The organism is Xanthomonas sp. LMG 12460, assembly GCF_009192895.1.
GTDB lineage: Bacteria > Pseudomonadota > Gammaproteobacteria > Xanthomonadales > Xanthomonadaceae > Xanthomonas_A > Xanthomonas_A sontii.
Genome location: NZ_NKUH01000059.1, coordinates 20,602 through 34,790, shown reverse-complemented (window position 1 = coordinate 34,790; position 14,189 = coordinate 20,602). Strand labels below are relative to the sequence as shown.

The 14,189-nt window shown below is 68.3% G+C and carries 18 protein-coding genes; 4 read left to right on the top strand and 14 right to left on the bottom strand.

Features of this window, described 5'->3' with window-relative positions; all coding sequences use genetic code 11:
• The first annotated feature begins 11 nt into the window (after window positions 1-11).
• Window positions 12-1,655 carry an ATP-binding cassette domain-containing protein gene (locus CEK66_RS12945; protein WP_152237191.1) on the top strand — a complete coding sequence of 548 codons (1,644 nt, stop codon included), beginning with the start codon at window positions 12-14 and terminating at the stop codon, window positions 1,653-1,655.
• Between the two features lie 111 nt (window positions 1,656-1,766).
• Here the strand turns inward: CEK66_RS12945 and CEK66_RS12940 are convergent, their stop codons facing one another.
• Window positions 1,767-2,774, bottom strand: coding sequence for an NAD(P)-dependent alcohol dehydrogenase (locus CEK66_RS12940; RefSeq protein ID WP_152237190.1), 1,008 nt, complete (start codon window positions 2,772-2,774; stop codon window positions 1,767-1,769).
• 150 nt (window positions 2,775-2,924) lie between these two features.
• Here CEK66_RS12940 and CEK66_RS12935 point away from each other — a divergent pair, with 150 nt between their 5' ends.
• On the top strand, window positions 2,925-3,311 hold the full coding sequence (locus CEK66_RS12935; RefSeq protein ID WP_152237189.1) for a helix-turn-helix domain-containing protein: 387 nt from the start codon (window positions 2,925-2,927) through the stop codon (window positions 3,309-3,311).
• 224 nt (window positions 3,312-3,535) lie between these two features.
• On the opposite strand, the gene CEK66_RS12930 is transcribed toward CEK66_RS12935, so the two are convergent.
• The 5 genes from CEK66_RS12930 to CEK66_RS12910 form a co-directional block, all read right to left on the bottom strand.
• Entirely contained in the window at window positions 3,536-4,390 is an 855-nt protein-coding gene (locus CEK66_RS12930; protein ID WP_152237188.1) for a Crp/Fnr family transcriptional regulator, read from the bottom strand.
• A gap of 215 nt (window positions 4,391-4,605) precedes the next feature.
• Window positions 4,606-4,947 (bottom strand): RebB family R body protein, encoded by a 342-nt coding sequence (locus tag CEK66_RS12925; RefSeq protein WP_152237187.1) that lies wholly within the window; start codon window positions 4,945-4,947, stop codon window positions 4,606-4,608.
• 71 nt (window positions 4,948-5,018) lie between these two features.
• A complete protein-coding gene (locus tag CEK66_RS12920; RefSeq protein ID WP_043091830.1) occupies window positions 5,019-5,345 on the bottom strand; it encodes a RebB family R body protein in 327 nt (108 codons plus the stop codon).
• Window positions 5,346-5,837: 492 nt separating this feature from the next.
• Entirely contained in the window at window positions 5,838-6,401 is a 564-nt protein-coding gene (locus CEK66_RS12915) for a hypothetical protein (protein WP_152237186.1), read from the bottom strand.
• 41 nt (window positions 6,402-6,442) lie between these two features.
• Window positions 6,443-6,916, bottom strand: a complete 474-nt coding sequence (locus tag CEK66_RS12910; protein WP_048492052.1) for a hypothetical protein — start codon at window positions 6,914-6,916, stop codon at window positions 6,443-6,445.
• Here CEK66_RS12910 and CEK66_RS12905 point away from each other — a divergent pair.
• Window positions 6,900-7,355, top strand: a complete 456-nt coding sequence (locus CEK66_RS12905) for a hypothetical protein (RefSeq protein ID WP_152237185.1) — start codon at window positions 6,900-6,902, stop codon at window positions 7,353-7,355. The genes CEK66_RS12910 and CEK66_RS12905 overlap by 17 nt on opposite strands.
• Window positions 7,356-7,407: 52 nt before the next feature.
• Here the strand turns inward: CEK66_RS12905 and CEK66_RS12900 are convergent, their stop codons facing one another.
• The 5 genes from CEK66_RS12900 to CEK66_RS12885 form a co-directional block, all read right to left on the bottom strand.
• Window positions 7,408-7,641, bottom strand: a complete 234-nt coding sequence (locus CEK66_RS12900; protein ID WP_010343225.1) for a RebB family R body protein — start codon at window positions 7,639-7,641, stop codon at window positions 7,408-7,410.
• A 162-nt stretch (window positions 7,642-7,803) separates the two neighbouring features.
• Window positions 7,804-8,358, bottom strand: a complete 555-nt coding sequence (locus CEK66_RS12895) for a sigma-70 family RNA polymerase sigma factor (RefSeq protein WP_152237184.1) — start codon at window positions 8,356-8,358, stop codon at window positions 7,804-7,806.
• A gap of 252 nt (window positions 8,359-8,610) precedes the next feature.
• Window positions 8,611-8,880: a hypothetical protein gene (locus CEK66_RS12890; protein ID WP_152237183.1), complete on the bottom strand. Its 270-nt coding sequence runs from the start codon at window positions 8,878-8,880 to the stop codon at window positions 8,611-8,613.
• A 679-nt stretch (window positions 8,881-9,559) separates the two neighbouring features.
• A complete protein-coding gene (locus tag CEK66_RS20645; RefSeq protein WP_226978599.1) occupies window positions 9,560-9,805 on the bottom strand; it encodes a hypothetical protein in 246 nt (81 codons plus the stop codon).
• Window positions 9,802-10,371: an alpha-L-fucosidase gene (locus tag CEK66_RS12885; RefSeq protein WP_226978598.1), complete on the bottom strand. Its 570-nt coding sequence runs from the start codon at window positions 10,369-10,371 to the stop codon at window positions 9,802-9,804. Before CEK66_RS12885 ends, CEK66_RS20645 begins: the two co-directional genes overlap by 4 nt.
• 116 nt (window positions 10,372-10,487) lie before the next feature.
• Between CEK66_RS12885 and CEK66_RS12880 the strand changes: the two genes are divergently transcribed.
• Window positions 10,488-11,579, top strand: a complete 1,092-nt coding sequence (locus CEK66_RS12880) for a sialidase family protein (RefSeq protein ID WP_152237182.1) — start codon at window positions 10,488-10,490, stop codon at window positions 11,577-11,579.
• A 69-nt stretch (window positions 11,580-11,648) separates the two neighbouring features.
• Here the strand turns inward: CEK66_RS12880 and CEK66_RS12875 are convergent, their stop codons facing one another.
• The 3 genes from CEK66_RS12875 to CEK66_RS12865 all read right to left on the bottom strand — a co-directional run bounded on the left by CEK66_RS12875 (window position 11,649) and on the right by CEK66_RS12865 (window position 14,177).
• Window positions 11,649-12,419, bottom strand: coding sequence for a copper homeostasis protein CutC (locus tag CEK66_RS12875; protein WP_152237216.1), 771 nt, complete (start codon window positions 12,417-12,419; stop codon window positions 11,649-11,651).
• A 14-nt stretch (window positions 12,420-12,433) separates the two neighbouring features.
• The gene (locus CEK66_RS12870) at window positions 12,434-13,498 is read right to left on the bottom strand and encodes a N(4)-(beta-N-acetylglucosaminyl)-L-asparaginase (RefSeq protein ID WP_152237181.1); all 1,065 of its coding nucleotides are present in this window, start codon (window positions 13,496-13,498) and stop codon (window positions 12,434-12,436) included.
• Window positions 13,499-13,709: 211 nt separating this feature from the next.
• Window positions 13,710-14,177: a hypothetical protein gene (locus tag CEK66_RS12865; RefSeq protein WP_152237180.1), complete on the bottom strand. Its 468-nt coding sequence runs from the start codon at window positions 14,175-14,177 to the stop codon at window positions 13,710-13,712.
• Window positions 14,178-14,189: the final 12 nt, after the last annotated feature.

Below are 14,189 nucleotides of genomic sequence, written 5' to 3'. Positions count from 1 at the left end.
CGGAGGGTCATATGGCCGCCACCACGTCACGGGCGACGCTTGTCGCCTTGCAACAGGTCGCTGTTCGCTTTGCCGACGGCACGCCCCTATTCGAATCGCTCGATCTCGTCATCGACGGCACGCCAACCGGCATCGTCGGCCGCAATGGCGCCGGCAAGAGCATCCTCGCGCAACTGATCGCTGGCCAGCGTACGCCCACTGGTGGCGCGGTGGTGCGGCACACCACCGTCGCCTACGTTGCGCAACAGCCAATCGATGCTCCCAGTGACGGGACCAACGTCGCGCAGGTGACCGGGCTCTCTGCACAACTGGCGGCGTTGTCGCGCCTTGCGGCCGGTTGCGCCAACGAAGCCGACTTCGACCGCATCGGCGAGCGCTGGGATCTGGCAGAGCGGCTGCAGGACGCCTTCATGGCCGCGGGCTTGGGGCCGCTCGATCCAGCACGCCCCGCACGGACACTCAGCGGTGGCCAGCGGGCGCGCGTCGCGCTGATCGGCGCCTTCCTGTCCGCTGCCGGGCTGCTGGTGCTCGACGAACCCAGCAATCACCTGGATCGCGATGGACGGCTCTGGCTGCAACGTCAGCTCGCAGCCTGGCGCGGCGGGCTGGTGCTGGTCAGCCACGACCGGGCGTTGCTGGCGGACATGCGCCGGATCGTCGAAGTGACGCCGTACGGGCTGCGCACGACCGGCGGCACTCTGGCGCTGCACGTGGCGCAACGCGAGGCCGAGCAGGCGGCAGCCCGCGCCGCGCTGGAGCATGCACGGACCGAACGCGACCGTGCGCGCCGCCGACTGGAACGCGCGCATGACACGATTCAACGGCATGCGGCCGGGACGCGCCGCTATGCGGAAACGGCAAACCTCACCACCGCGGCGAAGGTCGGACTGAAGCAGGCGGCGGTGGAAGCGATGGGGCATGTTCGCCAGCAACAACGCGAGGCGAAACAAGCGCTATCCGCCCGCGTCGGCGATGCGGCGGCACGCGTGGAAGACACGCCGCCCGTCCTGCTATCGCTGCCCGGCAGCGCGCCTGTCGCGCACCGGCGGCTGTGGACGCTCGATCGTGCGCGCCTGCCCTGGCTCGCCGTTGGCGACCCGGCCGCCACCGTGACCTGGAGCGCCCGCGGTCCGGTTCGGATCGCCTTGACGGGCCCGAACGGATGCGGCAAGTCGACGCTGCTGCGCTTGCTCGCCGGCACATTGGCGCCGGTGACAGGCCTATGTCGAACGCACGTTCCGGTTGCCTACCTCGATCAGGCGCTGGCTCTGCTGGATCCCGAGCGCTCGGTGGTGGAGCAGTTGGGCCTGCTCGACACACCGCTGGCAGAGGGAGAGCTGCGTAGCCGGCTCGCGCTGCTGCAGCTGGACGCGCAGCGCGCGACCCAGCCCAGCGGGCTGCTAAGCGGCGGGGAGCGGCTGAAGGCCGCCCTTGCCTGCGCAGCGTGGCGAGGGACGCCTGCGCAGCTGTTGCTATTGGATGAACCCACCAATCACCTCGACTTGGCCTCTGTGCAGGCGATGGAGGCTGCGTTGCGCGGCTATACGGGCGCGCTGGTCGTCGTCTCGCACGACGACGCATTCGTTGAAGCACTGGCACCGACACATACGATGCGCTGGAGCGCCCAGGGATGGCGTTACGGGCCCACCGCATGAGTGTATCCAGCCGCAATGGGCTTCACCGGAAGCATCCGTCGCGGCTGAAGCCGCTCCTACAGAGACATGCATGCGAGTGGCGCGTGGTGAGCGCAAGCGGCCAAGGGTCGCCTAAATCGACAAGCACAACTTCCCAAAATGCTTCCCCGCCGCCTGATGCGCAAACGCATCGGCGATGTCTTCCAGCGCGAAGGTCTGGTCGACCACCGGCTTGATGCCGGTCGCCTCGAGGGCGCGGACCATGTCGCGCTGGTGGTGGCGGCTGCCGACGATCAGGCCCTGCAGGGTCTGGTGGCGTTGCATCAGCGCCACGGTCGGCACCTGGCCGGCAATGCCGGTCAATACGCCGATCAAGGCGATGTGGCCGCCGATGCGGCAGGCGCGGATGGACTGGCCCAGCGTGTCCGGTCCGCCCACTTCGATCACCACGTCGACGCCGCGGCCGTTGGTGTAGTCGAGCACCTTGGCCGCCCAGTCGGTGTCGCGGCGGTAGTTGATGGTGAAATCGGCGCCCAGCGCCTGCGCACGCGCGAGTTTTTCGTCGGAGGACGAAGTGGCGATCACACTGGCGCCCATGTGCTTGGCGAACTGCAGGGCGAAGATCGACACGCCACCGGTGCCGAGCACCAGCACGGTGTCGCCGGCCTTCAGGTGCGCGTCCACCACCAGTGCGCGCCAAGCGGTGAGCCCCGCGGTCGTCAACGTTGCCGCCTCGGCGTGGCTGTAGCCGCGCGGGGCGTGCGTGAACCAGTGCGCGGGACGAACGACGTATTCGCGTGCATAGCCGTCGACGCCATCGCCGGGTACGGTGGCGAAATCGGCGATGGTCGGGCCGCCCTCCAGCCAGGTCGGGAAGAAGGTCGAAACGACCGCATCGCCCACGGCGAACTCGTCCACGCCCTCGCCCACCGCCTCGACCACGCCGGCACCATCGGACATCGGGATGCGGCCGTCAGCACTGGGCATGCGCCCGGTCACCACGCCCAGGTCGTGGAAGTTGAGCGAGCTGGCATGCACGCGCACGCGGAGTTCGCCGGCGCCCGGCTGGCCGGGATCGGGCAAATCGACGAGGCGGAGGTTCTCGAGGCCAGCGGGCTGGTGCAGGGTGATGGCTTTCATGGGCACGACATCCTTAGCGAAAAAGTGGCGAGGGGCAGCGCCGCATCAGTTGCAGCGAAACCGCATTGCAGGCATTGTCGGGATGCACTTCCTGCATCGCAAGAACGTACAATTTTCGCAGGTACTATCAATTTTGTAGGTACAACGACCATGCGTCTGAAACGTCTGGATGGCAAGAGCGGCTGCGCGGTCGAAGTCACGCTGTCGGTGATCGGCGGGGTGTGGAAGCCGGTGATCCTGTTCCACCTGCTCTCCGGCAAGAAGCGCTTCATGGAATTGACGCGCCTGGTGCCCAACGCCACGCAGCGCATGCTGACCCTGCAGTTGCGCGAGCTTGAGGAGGACGGCGTCATCGTGCGCCACGTCTATCCGCAGGTGCCGCCCAAGGTCGAATATGCGCTGACGCCGCTTGGCCACTCCCTCGCACCGGTGCTGATCAGTTTGCGCGAATGGGGCGAGTCGTATCGCACCCGCGAGCAGTCGCGCGCGCCGGCTGACGCTGCGGAATGCGCGCATAGCGAGGCAATGGCGACGTGACGCTACGCATGCACACCTAGCAAAGCTGGCGAGCAGCCGCATCGCGGCCTTCTTGCATGTCGAGATCGGCAGCCATCGGAATCAATGCGCACTCCTGACCGGGGTGCGTGGCGTCTGCCAGCCACCGCGTTGCGAGGCGCGGACAGAACGTTCGATCAGTTGAGAGCAAGTGCGGCGCGCATCGGCAGATGCATGCACGCAATCCCTACGCTGCAGCACGCACGTCACTCGGCGCGGCGATCCGTCCACGCCGCATACGCAGCGCGCGATGGCAGGTCCTCGCCGTCCGGTGACGGCATCGCCGGCCCCTGCAGGTTGGCCTTGGCATACAGCGCGCCGCGATCGTGCACGCGCAACAGGTGGCGGCGGCGGCTGACCAGGCCGCTGCGCACCCAGCGCTGCAACTGGGCGTTGAGCTTGGAGCGGCTGGCGTTGAGCATGGCGGCGAGGATGCTCTGGTTCGGCGGCAGGGCGATCGCGCCATCGCTCCCGTGTTGCGACGCCTGCAGTTCGAGCTGGCGCAGCACGTAGCGCGCCAGGCGCACTTCCAGGCGGTGCAGGCAGATGCTTTCCAGGCTGTCCAGGGTCTGCCGCAGGCGCAGGCGCAGCAGGGCGTGGATGCGCTGCTGCAGCAGCGGCGGGTCCAGCAGGACGTTGAAGTGGCGCCGCGGCAATTTCAGCACCACGCTGGCGCCGAAGGCGATGGCGGTGAAGCTGCGCCCGTGCGGTTCCAGCAGCGCGGCCTCGTCGACCAGCCCGCCGGGCTCGACCGCGCCGACGATCAGTTCCTGCCCGTCCGGGCCGTACAGCACCTTGTACACGCGACCGCGCACGACCACGCCGACGAAGCTGCTGGGGTCGTGCTTGAAGAACAGCACGCTGCCCGCGCCGAGTGCGCATTCGCTGGCATGGGCCAGCAGGTCGTCCAGCACCGAGTCCGGCAGGCCCTGGAACAGCGGCGCGCACTCGAGCAGGCGCCGATGCGCCTGGCCGGCGTTGTCCGCGCAGGCAGCGTCGCCATCGTGGTCGCGCACGATACGCTCGATCGCCTCCGGTTGGACGCTGGCTGGAACCTCCATACTCCCTCTTCTCGGACGCAGGACGTACGACGCCGGGCGTCGAACGCGCCAGGCCAGGATGGAGGACCGGTGCGTACGCCAGGCACGGGTGGGCAATGGTGCAGGCGAGGCGCGCGCAACGCGCGGCCTGCGGGGTGAAGCGAATGATGGCATCGACCGTCGCAACGAGGAACGGCGAGACCCGACGGGTTCGCCGTTCCGGACCGGTGCGCGACTCAGAGGCCGGCCGGCTTGCCGCTGCGGAAGGCCTGCAGCACGGTCATCAGGCTGGTCAGGTTGTCCGACACGCCGGTCTGGGCGATCTTCTCCGACGCGCCCGCGGCGGCGGTGGTATCCAGGCTGTAGATCTGCATGACGCCCTGGTTGTTCGCCGCCTGCGCCAGCGTGTTCTGCTGCTGCTGCGAGGCGACCGCGTTCTCGTACAGGATGCCGCTGGAGTGCGCCAGGCTCTGGTAGATCGAGCCCATCGCGAAGGCCGGCGCCTCGCCGATGACCTTGACGTTGGACTGGGTGACGGCGTCGGTGATCTGGTTGTTGACTGCGGTGGGATAGGCCATGGAACGGTCCTCGTTGGGAAGGAAGGGCGTGGCTAGCGCCGCTGCCCTGCAGCGGCGTTAGCGCGCGTGGCTCAGGACTGCTTGAACGCGTTGAGCACGGTCAGCAGGCTGGTGAGGTTGTCGGAGACGCCGGTCTGCGCGACCTTCTCGGTGGCGCCGGCAGCGGCGGTGGTGTCCAGGCTGTAGATCTGCATGACGCCCTGGTTGGCCGCCGCCTGCGCCAGGGTGTTCTGCTGCTGCTGCGCGGAGACGGCGTTCTCGAACAGGATGCCGGTCGAGTGCGCCATGCTCTGGTAGATCGACGCCATCGCGAAGGCCGGCGCTTCGCCGATGACCTTGACGTTGGACTGGGTGACCGCATCGGTGATCTGGTCGTTGACCGCGGTGGGAAATGCCATGTGTTCGCTCCTGGGTTGGGGTACGGCCCACGCCGTACGATCTCTGAAAACGGGACAGTGCAGAACCTGTGAAACCGTGTGCGGCGTTTGTCTCGCCAACCTCGCCGCGATGTGCGCGCGACGAGGGAACATCAGCCACGATGCGCCGCGACCTCGGCCGATGCGTGTTGCGACTGCTGTGGGGTGTGTTCTCTCGCGACATCCGCCGCCATGCAATGCGCTCCACCAGCACAGCAGGCGAACGCGCTCCTGTCCTCGACGTGGCATCAGGCTGTCTCACTGATGGCACACAGCCACTCGCGCCCTGCATCGGCACGACGCAGCCCTTGGCGCGCGCCGCAAGCACACCATGCGCGTACCGAACGCACCACGCACGCGACCGCACGCCACGGCCGCGATGCTGTGCCACGCACGCGTGCGCGTGCAACGACACGCGCACGGCGGCGCAACTTCGCGGGGACACGCGAAGACGCCGCCGTGCGACGGAACGGCTCAGGCAGCGGGAGGCGGCGATGGCGCTCCCGGCTCCGCCGCCGGCGCATCCGCGATGAGTCCCTGCGCGCGCGCCGCCTCGACCACCGCCTGCATCTGCTGCGCCAGGCTGCCGAACTCGCGCTCGAAGCACGCGCGCACTTCGGCCTGCACGAGATTGGCCAGGCGATCGGCGATCTGCGCCATCACCATGTGGTTGCTGCCGCCCTCGCCGCTCTGCGGTGGCCGCAACTGCCCCGGTCGCAGTTGATCGAGCGCGTTGGCGGACTCGATCGCCTTGAGCACCGCCGCTTCGCTGGCCGCGGTGGCGCCGTTCAGCGCCCCCCGGCTGTTCTGCATCGTCTGCTGCATCTGCTGGATCAGGCCTTTCACGCGCTCGCGCTCGGCATCGATCAACGACGGCGAAGCGCCAGCCGTTTCGGCGGCAGGCACGGCCGGCGGTGCGGCCGTTTCCGACGCGAAGCGCCGCAGTTGCTCCTCCTCGAGAGGAAGTAGTGGGCGACACAACCAGCTCTCGGCGAACTGGCGCAGCGTGGCGAAATCGGATGCTTGGTTGTCTTGCATGGTGCTCCCCTGTGCGTGGTGAAACCGGTGGTGCGAACGGCCTACGTGGACGCGGACTTGCGGCCGCGCATCAGGTCCGCGTACTTGGCGATGCTCTGGTCGATCTTGTCGATGGCGAAGCCGGCCGATTCGGCCTCCAGCGCGCCGGCGGCGGCCGCGACCGCCGCAGCGGCACCGACCAGCACGTCGGTGGCCAGCACGCCCAGCGCATCCTCGGCGGCTTGCTCCAGCTTGTTCTCGGCCAGGTTCTCGGTCATCTGCTTGAGCAGCACGCCCTGGCTGGCCAGCGCCATCTTGCTGACGCCGTCGAAGTACACCGCCGCCGATTGCGCGATCAGGCCCGAGGCCTGGCTGATCAGCATGTTCGAGCCGACCACGATCTGCGACGGCGCATAGGCCATGGTCTCGGCGTTGCTGAGCTGCACCGCCTGCACGATCTTGCTGTTGAGCGCGTCGCTGGCCGGCCGCGCCGCCGAGGCCTGCGCGAGCATGTGCGTGTTGAGCGTCTTCAGCATGGACGGCGGTGGCGGTGGCGGTGGCGGCGACACCGGCGCGGCGGGCGGTGCGGACGGCGGCGAGGCGCCTGCGCCATCGCCACCTGTCGCTGGCGCGGCGTCGGCGGCGGACGCGGCGGAAGCGGCGGCGCTGGGCGCCGCTGCGCCTGCTGCAGCGGCGGGCGCGCTGTCACCCTCGCCGGCCTCGCTGCGCGCCGGCGCCGTTGCCGACGCGGAACTCGCCGCAGCCGGTGCGGCAGCCGTGGTGTCACCGGCCGCTGCCGATGGCGATGCATCCGTGGTCACCGGCGCCGTCGACGGTGCCGTCGCGGGCACGTCAGGCGTCTGCGCCGCAGCCGCGGCGGATGCAGGCGCCGATGCCGTGCCGGCCGGCGTCGCGGCGGCCGTCGGGGATCCCGGGGTCTTCTTGCTTGCGAAAGGCCACATGCCACTCTCCTGATGGATGGATCGGTGCCCGCGTCAGCCGCCGCGGCGCGGGCCACGGCACTGCATCACTTCTCGCCGATCGCCATGATCAGGGCCACCGCCTTGGACACCACGGCGTTGGAGACCTGGTTCAGCGCCTGCTGGCTGTGCACCGCGTTCTGCAGCGCCAGCCCGGTGGAGTGGCTGGAGACCTGGTACAGCGAGGCGATCGCCTGGGCGGGCGCCTCGGCCACCACCTTGACGTTGGTCTGGGTGACCGCGTCGGTGATCTGCGAATTGACGAGCGTGTTGTCTGCCATGAGCCTGGTTCCTTGGTATGTCGCCTGCCGGGGAGGCGCCGCGACGGGGGTGGCCTGTGCCGCGCCCCGCCGCGGCGCCCGCGATGCCGCGGCCCTGTGCGGCCCGGCGTGGAGGGAAAACGCCGCCGTGGGCGGCTTGTGAAACCGCGGCAGCCGGCCGGCTCATTCGGCCACCAGCGCCAGCCGCAGCCGCTTGCGCAGCAGTTCCACACGCTTGCGCGCCAGCGGCTGGTTGATGTGCAGCAAGTTGGCGATGGCCGGATACGGCAACTCCTCGACGAAGCGATAGGCGAACAGCCGGCGCTGCTCCCGACTCAGCGCCGCCACCGCCGTCACCACGCGCTCCATCTGCTCCTCCAGTTCGGCGCGTTGCAGGGCGGTCATTGCTTGATCGGCCACGGCGTCCACTTCCTTAGCCTCGGAGGGGCGGTCCAGCGGCTCGCCGCCGCCGCGGCGGCGCCGCACCAGGTCCAGGAACACGTGGCGCAGCACCACGAACAGGAATCCCTGCGGGTCGGTCATCGCTTCCGGCGAGCGGCGCATGAACAGTAGCGCCTTCACCGCGGTATCCGAGAGCAGGTCCTCGGCCGCGTCCGCGCGCCCGTTGGCCAGACGTAGCGCGCGCCGCCGCAGATCCGGCAAGGTGGCGCGCCAGGCGCGGGTGAACATCTCGTCGGCCTCGGCGAATCGCGCGGCGGTCACGCCTGCCTTTTCCATTGCCATCTCCATCGCATGCTCCGAAATCCCCTTGTGCGGCGAGTCTCTGTGTGGGTCGGCGGCAATAGCTGTTCCCTGGGTGACAACGGCGGCGACGAGGCACGCACAACCGCGCGGCAGGTGGCGTGCGCCTGTGCTTTGTCTACGCACGCATACGGAAAAAGCGGTTGTGCGGCGGTTGTGTGCGCCAGTCGCGCAAAAAAACGGGCCCGCTGCACAGACAGCGGGCCCGGTTCGTGTCCTGCAATCGGCTCAGCGCAGCAGCGCGACCTGCGCCTCCGGCACCGTGTTGTCGCGCAGCGCGTGCGGCGCCTGCTGGATGTCCGCCGTGGCATCCGCTGCCCGAGGTGGCGGCACCCGTGCTGGCGGCGCGCTGCGGGCATCCCACGATGGCGCCAGGGCCACCGCGAGGCACGCCAGGGTGACGCAGAGGCCCTGACGCAGGCGCTCCCACCGTCGCAGCCGCCTGCGCCGTTCGAACCGCACCGAGCGGAATCCGGATGCCTCTGCGCTGTCGGGCATGGCCTTGCTCCACGATGACGGAACACCCCGGCCACCTGGCCACGCCGCGTCAGCGAGACGGCGCAAAGCTCGGATGGAGGGCGACGACCGTGTAAACGTGGCGGCGGCGGTGCCGTGAACGCGGATGGCGCCGCATGCCGCTGCTTGCGCGATCCAGCGGGTGTGTCCTCTTCTCGCCGAGGCCGCTTCGAAGGCCGCCGCGCTGCAGCTGCGCCGGCGATAGCATGCGATGTCACACCATCGAACGAAGTTGTGCAGTGCAGGCGATCGTCGGAAAGACGCGCGCCACTCGGTGGCTTCCGGATCAGGCGAGCGCGACGTGGCCCCTCCGCCGCACCCGGCTCCACGCAGGCGCTGCTGCATTCGGACCTGTTGTTCTTCTGCGAGCGCAAGCTGCAGCCAATGGTCGTAACTGGCGACGAACTACAAAACGCGGCATGCGCACGCGGTGCACGCCTGCAGATCGGCGCGGCTGCGCTCGTGCTTCAGGACCAGGTGCTGCCGTACCCTCACCCCCAACCCCTCTCCCGGGGGGAGAGGGGAGGTGCGTCGCCGCCGCGTCCGGAACCACTGTCCTGCACGACGACGCTCTCGCCGCAAAGGCAGCGCATCGCGCCAATGAAAAAAGCCGCACCCGGCATCGCCCGGCACGGCTTCGGTTGCAGGCCGCAGGCAGGGATCAGCGCGCAGCGGCAGCACCCACGTTGAACAACTGGAACTCGCGGATCTGTGCGGCGTCGACGCTGGACAGGATGTTCAGGCGCACGCGCGAGACGGTGACCGCAGGGAAGTGATCGATCTTCATGTGGCCGATCGCCTGCGCCACCTTGACCCAGGCGCCGTCGCGGAACACTTCCACCGCGTATTTCTGCACCAGTTGGCCGTCGTTGAGCCATTCCATCGACAACGCAGTGTCGAAGGTCACCGGCTGCTTGAATGCAGTTCCAGGGTGGCGTGGTGCGAGCCGTCCGGCGCGCGCCAAAAAGTATCGCGGTCGCCGTCCACCGCCGCGGCGATACTGTCGTCGCTCTTGAGCCGGCCGCGCACCAGGTTGCGATCGGCGCCGTAGCGCGCCTGCAGCGCCTGGCCCATTTCCTCCAGCCGCTTGACGTCGGCTTCGGGCGGCAGGCCACGCTTGCCCGGGGCGATGCCCAGCACCAGTTGCCCGCCGCGGCCGACGCTGTCTTCCCATATCTGCACCAGCTCGTCGACGCTCTTCAGCGTCTGGTCGCTGTTCGGGTGCCAGAACCACTGCAGCTTGTGCAGCGGCGTATCCACCTCGACCGGACGCCAGCGCAGGTCGCCGTGGCGATCGATAGCGTTCCAGTTCTCGCCCTCGATCACGCCCGCCCCGTTGCCGACCCAGCGCACGTCGCCGTACTCGAACAACGCGGTGTCGGCGAAGTTCTCGGCGAGCAGCGGCGGCGCGGCCAGAACATTCAGGCCGAATGCGGCCAGCCGGCGGAGCGGAGAGAGCGGACGGTCCGGCATTGCGATTCCGCGCAATCGTCGGTCGGGCAGACAGGCGGCGCTACCGGTGGTGTCAGCATGTGGTATTTAATTGATGATAAATAGGTATCCCCATTTGCGGGCCAGGACCGTACCACATGATGTCGCCTTCGCTGTTTCCCCTGCTGTCGCTGTTTGCGGTGCGCGCCATCGCCGGCCCGGCCGCCGTCGCCCCGCCACAGGCACCGCCCTCGCCCATCGTCTACAGCGAATTCGTCAACGCGCAGGCGCCGACCGCGCAGTGCCACGCCTCGACCCTGGTGGAAACCCGCGACGGCCTGCTTGCGGCCTGGTTCGGAGGCCGCCACGAGGGCGCCGACGACGTCGCCATTTGGGTCGCGCGTCGCGACGCGCACGGCTGGCAACCGGCGCAGCGGGTGGCCGACGGCGCGCAGCCGCAGGGCAAGCCGTTGCCGACCTGGAATCCGGTGCTGTTCCAGCCTGCGCAAGGGCCGCTGCGGCTGTTCTACAAAGTAGGTCCGGACCCGAAGCGCTGGTGGGGCATGCAGACCACGTCCAGCGACGGCGGCCACCACTGGTCCACACCCGAGCGCCTGCCAGACGGCATCCTCGGCCCGATCAAGAACAAGCCGGTGCAGTTGCCAAGCGGACGCATCCTCAGCCCCAGCAGCAGCGAGGACGCCGGCTGGGTGGCGCACATGGAATGGTCCGACGACAACGGCGCGCACTGGACCCGCGGCCCGGCGATGAACGACCCGGCCAGGATCGGCGCGATCCAGCCCAGTGTGCTGCTGCACAAGGACGGCCGCCTGCAGGCGGTGGGCCGCAGCCAGCAGAACCACGTGTTCAGCACCTGGTCGCGCGACCAGGGCCGCACCTGGGAACCGATGACCCTGCTCGACCTGGCCAATCCCAATTCCGGCACCGACGCCGTGGTCCTGGCCGACGGCCGCTCGCTACTGGTCTACAACCCGACCGAGGCCGGCAAGGACTGGTGGGACGGCCGCGGCGTGCTCGCCGTGGCCCTGTCCGACGACGGCCAGCACTGGACCCGCGTGCTGACCCTGGAAGACAGCCCCAAGGACGAGTTCTCCTACCCCGCGGTGATCCAGACCCGCGACGGCAAGGTGCACATCAGCTACACCTGGAAGCGCACGCGCATCAAGCATGTGGTGCTGGATCCGAAGCGGCTGGGCACGGGGTCAGCGGCGCCTGCCGGCGGCGGGTGAATCTTGCTAGGGGCCCGGGACCGGGGACCCGGGAAAGCAAGAGCAAAGCGCTGCCGTAGCAGAGACAGATCAGGCTGCGGGATGCGGCGTTCCGGGTCCCGGGCCCCGGGTCCCCGGTCCCGGCTCTTCCAGCAACGCCACCATCCGCCGCACCCGCGCCACATCGGTCTGCATGCGATCGCCTCCCAGGCTGCGCACATGCGGATGCGGCGACGTCGCCCGCGACGCCAGCGGCCCGCGCGCCGAGCCATGGAACTCGCGCGCACCGGTGCGCGCGCGCAACTGCGCCAGGTTGACTTCGGTAACGCCAGACCCCGGCATCACGCTCAGGCGCGTGCCGGCCTGCTGCACCAGCTCGGCAATCAGGTCGGCGCCCTCTTCCGCGGTCTCGCGCGCACCGGAGGTCAGGAGCCGCTCGCAGCCCAGCGCGATCACGTCCTCCAACGCACGCCGCGGATCGGCACTGACATCGAAGGCGCGATGGAAGGTGACGCCGAGCGGCCCGGCCGCGGCGATCAGCTCGCGCATCGTTGCCGTGTCCACCTCGCCGTCCGCGGTCAGCGCGCCGAGCACCACGCCGTCACATCCCAGGCGCACGCACTGCTCCACGTCGCGCCGCATCGCCTCCACTTCCGCCGCGTCGAACACGAAATCGCCGACCCGCGGACGGATCAGCACGTACAGCGGAATGCGCAACCGATCGCGCACCGCCGCCAGCGTACCGAACGACGGCGTCAGCCCGCCGCCATCCAGGCCGCCGCACAACTCCACCCGCATCGCCCCGCCATCCTGCGCGGCCAGCGCCGAGCCGATCGCATCGGCGGCCACTTCCAAGCCCATCGGCACGCTCCCGCTCATGCCGCCGGCGCCGCGAAATGGCTCCGCCCAGGCAGCAGCAGATCCTGCCGCTGCGCATCGCAGACCGCATAACTGAAACCGGGCTGGATCGCGAACGCACCGACCTCGCCGCGCTTGTTCATCGCCAGGAACCCCACCTGCAGGTCGCGGGTGAGCTGCGGCTTGCGCCGCACGATGCGCATCACCACCTCGCGGCAGGCCTCGGCCGGGCTCTTGCCCTGCCGCATCATCTCCACCACCGCGAAGCTGCCGACGTTGCGGATCACCTCCTCGCCGACGCCGGTGGAGGTCGCCCCGCCCACCTCGTTGTCCACGTACAGCCCCGCCCCGATGATCGGGCTGTCGCCGACCCGCCCGTGCATCTTCCAGGCCATGCCGCTGGTGGTGCAGGCACCGGACAGATTGCCGTGCGCATCCAGCGCCAGCATGCCGATGGTGTCGTGGTTGTCCTTGCCGCCGGGCAGCGTGCCACGGCGATACGCACGGTTCTCGATATTGGCCTCGGGCGCGTAGTGGGAGGTCTTCAGCCACTCCTTCCACGCCTGCTCCGATTCGGGCGTCAGCAGCTTGGTGCGCTCGAAGCCCTGCGCCAGCGCGAACTGCAGCGCGCCATCGCCGACCAGCATCACATGCGGCGTCTTCTCCATCACCCGCCGCGCCACCGAGATCGCATGCACGATGTCCTCCAGCGCCGCGACCGACCCGCAGCCACCGGTGTGATCCATGATGCAGGCATCCAGCGTGACCCGCCCATCGCGGTCCGGATACCCGCCCAGCCCCACCGTGTGATTGTCCGGATCCGCCTCCGGCACCCGCACCCCAGCCTCCACCGCATCCAGCGCCGCGCCGCCGCGCGACAGCACCTGCCAAGCAGCTTGGTTCGCGGCGACGCCGAAGTCCCAAGTGGAGATCACCCGTGCTGCGCCGTGTGGCAAGGGGCCGACGCCGGCCTTGGCCTGCGCCTTGGCCACGGCGGCGCGCGCGCCAGGAAGCACACTGCCCAACCCGGCGGCCAGGGCGCCGAAGGCGGCGGTTTTCAGGAAGTGACGGCGTTGCGGCATGGAAGGCTCCGGCGTTGGGAGGGCGCGCGGGAGGGGGGCGCGTGGCCTTACATCATGCGGCAGAGTGGGATGGGATTAAACGGCCTGCTCGGCGTTACAGAGTTGGCTTGGCCGCTTGCTCCGCCAGGATTGCATCGAAGCATGTCTGAGCGTTATCAAGCTCATCGCGCACTTAGAAGAGTGTCAACGCTAGAGGTCAATCATCCAGCCACTACAACCTAGTTCGCACTTTGCATAAAACTTCAAGCCCCCCACTAGAAACCGGCTCAATATAATAGAATTTTTTTCCATCATGCGCCTTCAGCAGACCGAGCCCCTCTCCGCTACATCTATAATAATAACTATTCGTCCCCAGAGTATACTTTGCAGGCGAGGGCACCAAAGAAAAAGCTTCTTCAGCAGATGAAAAATACGAATGGTCGAGTGTAGAAAAACCCTTGAGGAAGTTGTCACTAGGCGCAGAAAAGATAACTGCAACCCCGCCAGCATCAACACTATGCCGTTCATAGATATCGGTAGCATCCTGCGGCAAAAAATCCGGAACCCATCCTTTTGCGATAGTATTATTCGCCACCGCATCAGCATGAGACGCATAGAATTTTGAAGAATTATTCACACATCCTGAAACATAAATAATTAACGAGAAAAATAAAATAGAGATCCTGGCAGCGCGCACCATATACTGTGCACC

What these genes read in the sequence shown, in the direction of transcription:
- CEK66_RS12890 (WP_152237183.1), bottom strand. Translation starts at nt 8,880, where the DNA reads ATGCCCGACAGCGCAGAGGCATCCGGATTCCGCTCGGTGCGGTTCGAA.
- CEK66_RS12940 (WP_152237190.1), bottom strand. Translation starts at nt 2,774, where the DNA reads ATGAAAGCCATCACCCTGCACCAGCCCGCTGGCCTCGAGAACCTCCGC.
- CEK66_RS12875 (WP_152237216.1), bottom strand. Translation starts at nt 12,419, where the DNA reads ATGGGCTTGGAAGTGGCCGCCGATGCGATCGGCTCGGCGCTGGCCGCG.
- CEK66_RS12885 (WP_226978598.1), bottom strand. Translation starts at nt 10,371, where the DNA reads ATGCCGGACCGTCCGCTCTCTCCGCTCCGCCGGCTGGCCGCATTCGGC.
- CEK66_RS12900 (WP_010343225.1), bottom strand. Translation starts at nt 7,641, where the DNA reads ATGGCAGACAACACGCTCGTCAATTCGCAGATCACCGACGCGGTCACC.
- CEK66_RS12895 (WP_152237184.1), bottom strand. Translation starts at nt 8,358, where the DNA reads ATGGAAAAGGCAGGCGTGACCGCCGCGCGATTCGCCGAGGCCGACGAG.
- CEK66_RS12865 (WP_152237180.1), bottom strand. Translation starts at nt 14,177, where the DNA reads ATGGTGCGCGCTGCCAGGATCTCTATTTTATTTTTCTCGTTAATTATT.
- CEK66_RS12880 (WP_152237182.1), top strand. Translation starts at nt 10,488, where the DNA reads ATGATGTCGCCTTCGCTGTTTCCCCTGCTGTCGCTGTTTGCGGTGCGC.
- CEK66_RS12870 (WP_152237181.1), bottom strand. Translation starts at nt 13,498, where the DNA reads ATGCCGCAACGCCGTCACTTCCTGAAAACCGCCGCCTTCGGCGCCCTG.
- CEK66_RS12915 (WP_152237186.1), bottom strand. Translation starts at nt 6,401, where the DNA reads ATGCAAGACAACCAAGCATCCGATTTCGCCACGCTGCGCCAGTTCGCC.
- CEK66_RS12945 (WP_152237191.1), top strand. Translation starts at nt 12, where the DNA reads ATGGCCGCCACCACGTCACGGGCGACGCTTGTCGCCTTGCAACAGGTC.
- CEK66_RS12925 (WP_152237187.1), bottom strand. Translation starts at nt 4,947, where the DNA reads ATGGCCTATCCCACCGCAGTCAACAACCAGATCACCGACGCCGTCACC.
- CEK66_RS12910 (WP_048492052.1), bottom strand. Translation starts at nt 6,916, where the DNA reads ATGCTGAAGACGCTCAACACGCACATGCTCGCGCAGGCCTCGGCGGCG.
- CEK66_RS12935 (WP_152237189.1), top strand. Translation starts at nt 2,925, where the DNA reads ATGCGTCTGAAACGTCTGGATGGCAAGAGCGGCTGCGCGGTCGAAGTC.
- CEK66_RS12930 (WP_152237188.1), bottom strand. Translation starts at nt 4,390, where the DNA reads ATGGAGGTTCCAGCCAGCGTCCAACCGGAGGCGATCGAGCGTATCGTG.
- CEK66_RS12920 (WP_043091830.1), bottom strand. Translation starts at nt 5,345, where the DNA reads ATGGCATTTCCCACCGCGGTCAACGACCAGATCACCGATGCGGTCACC.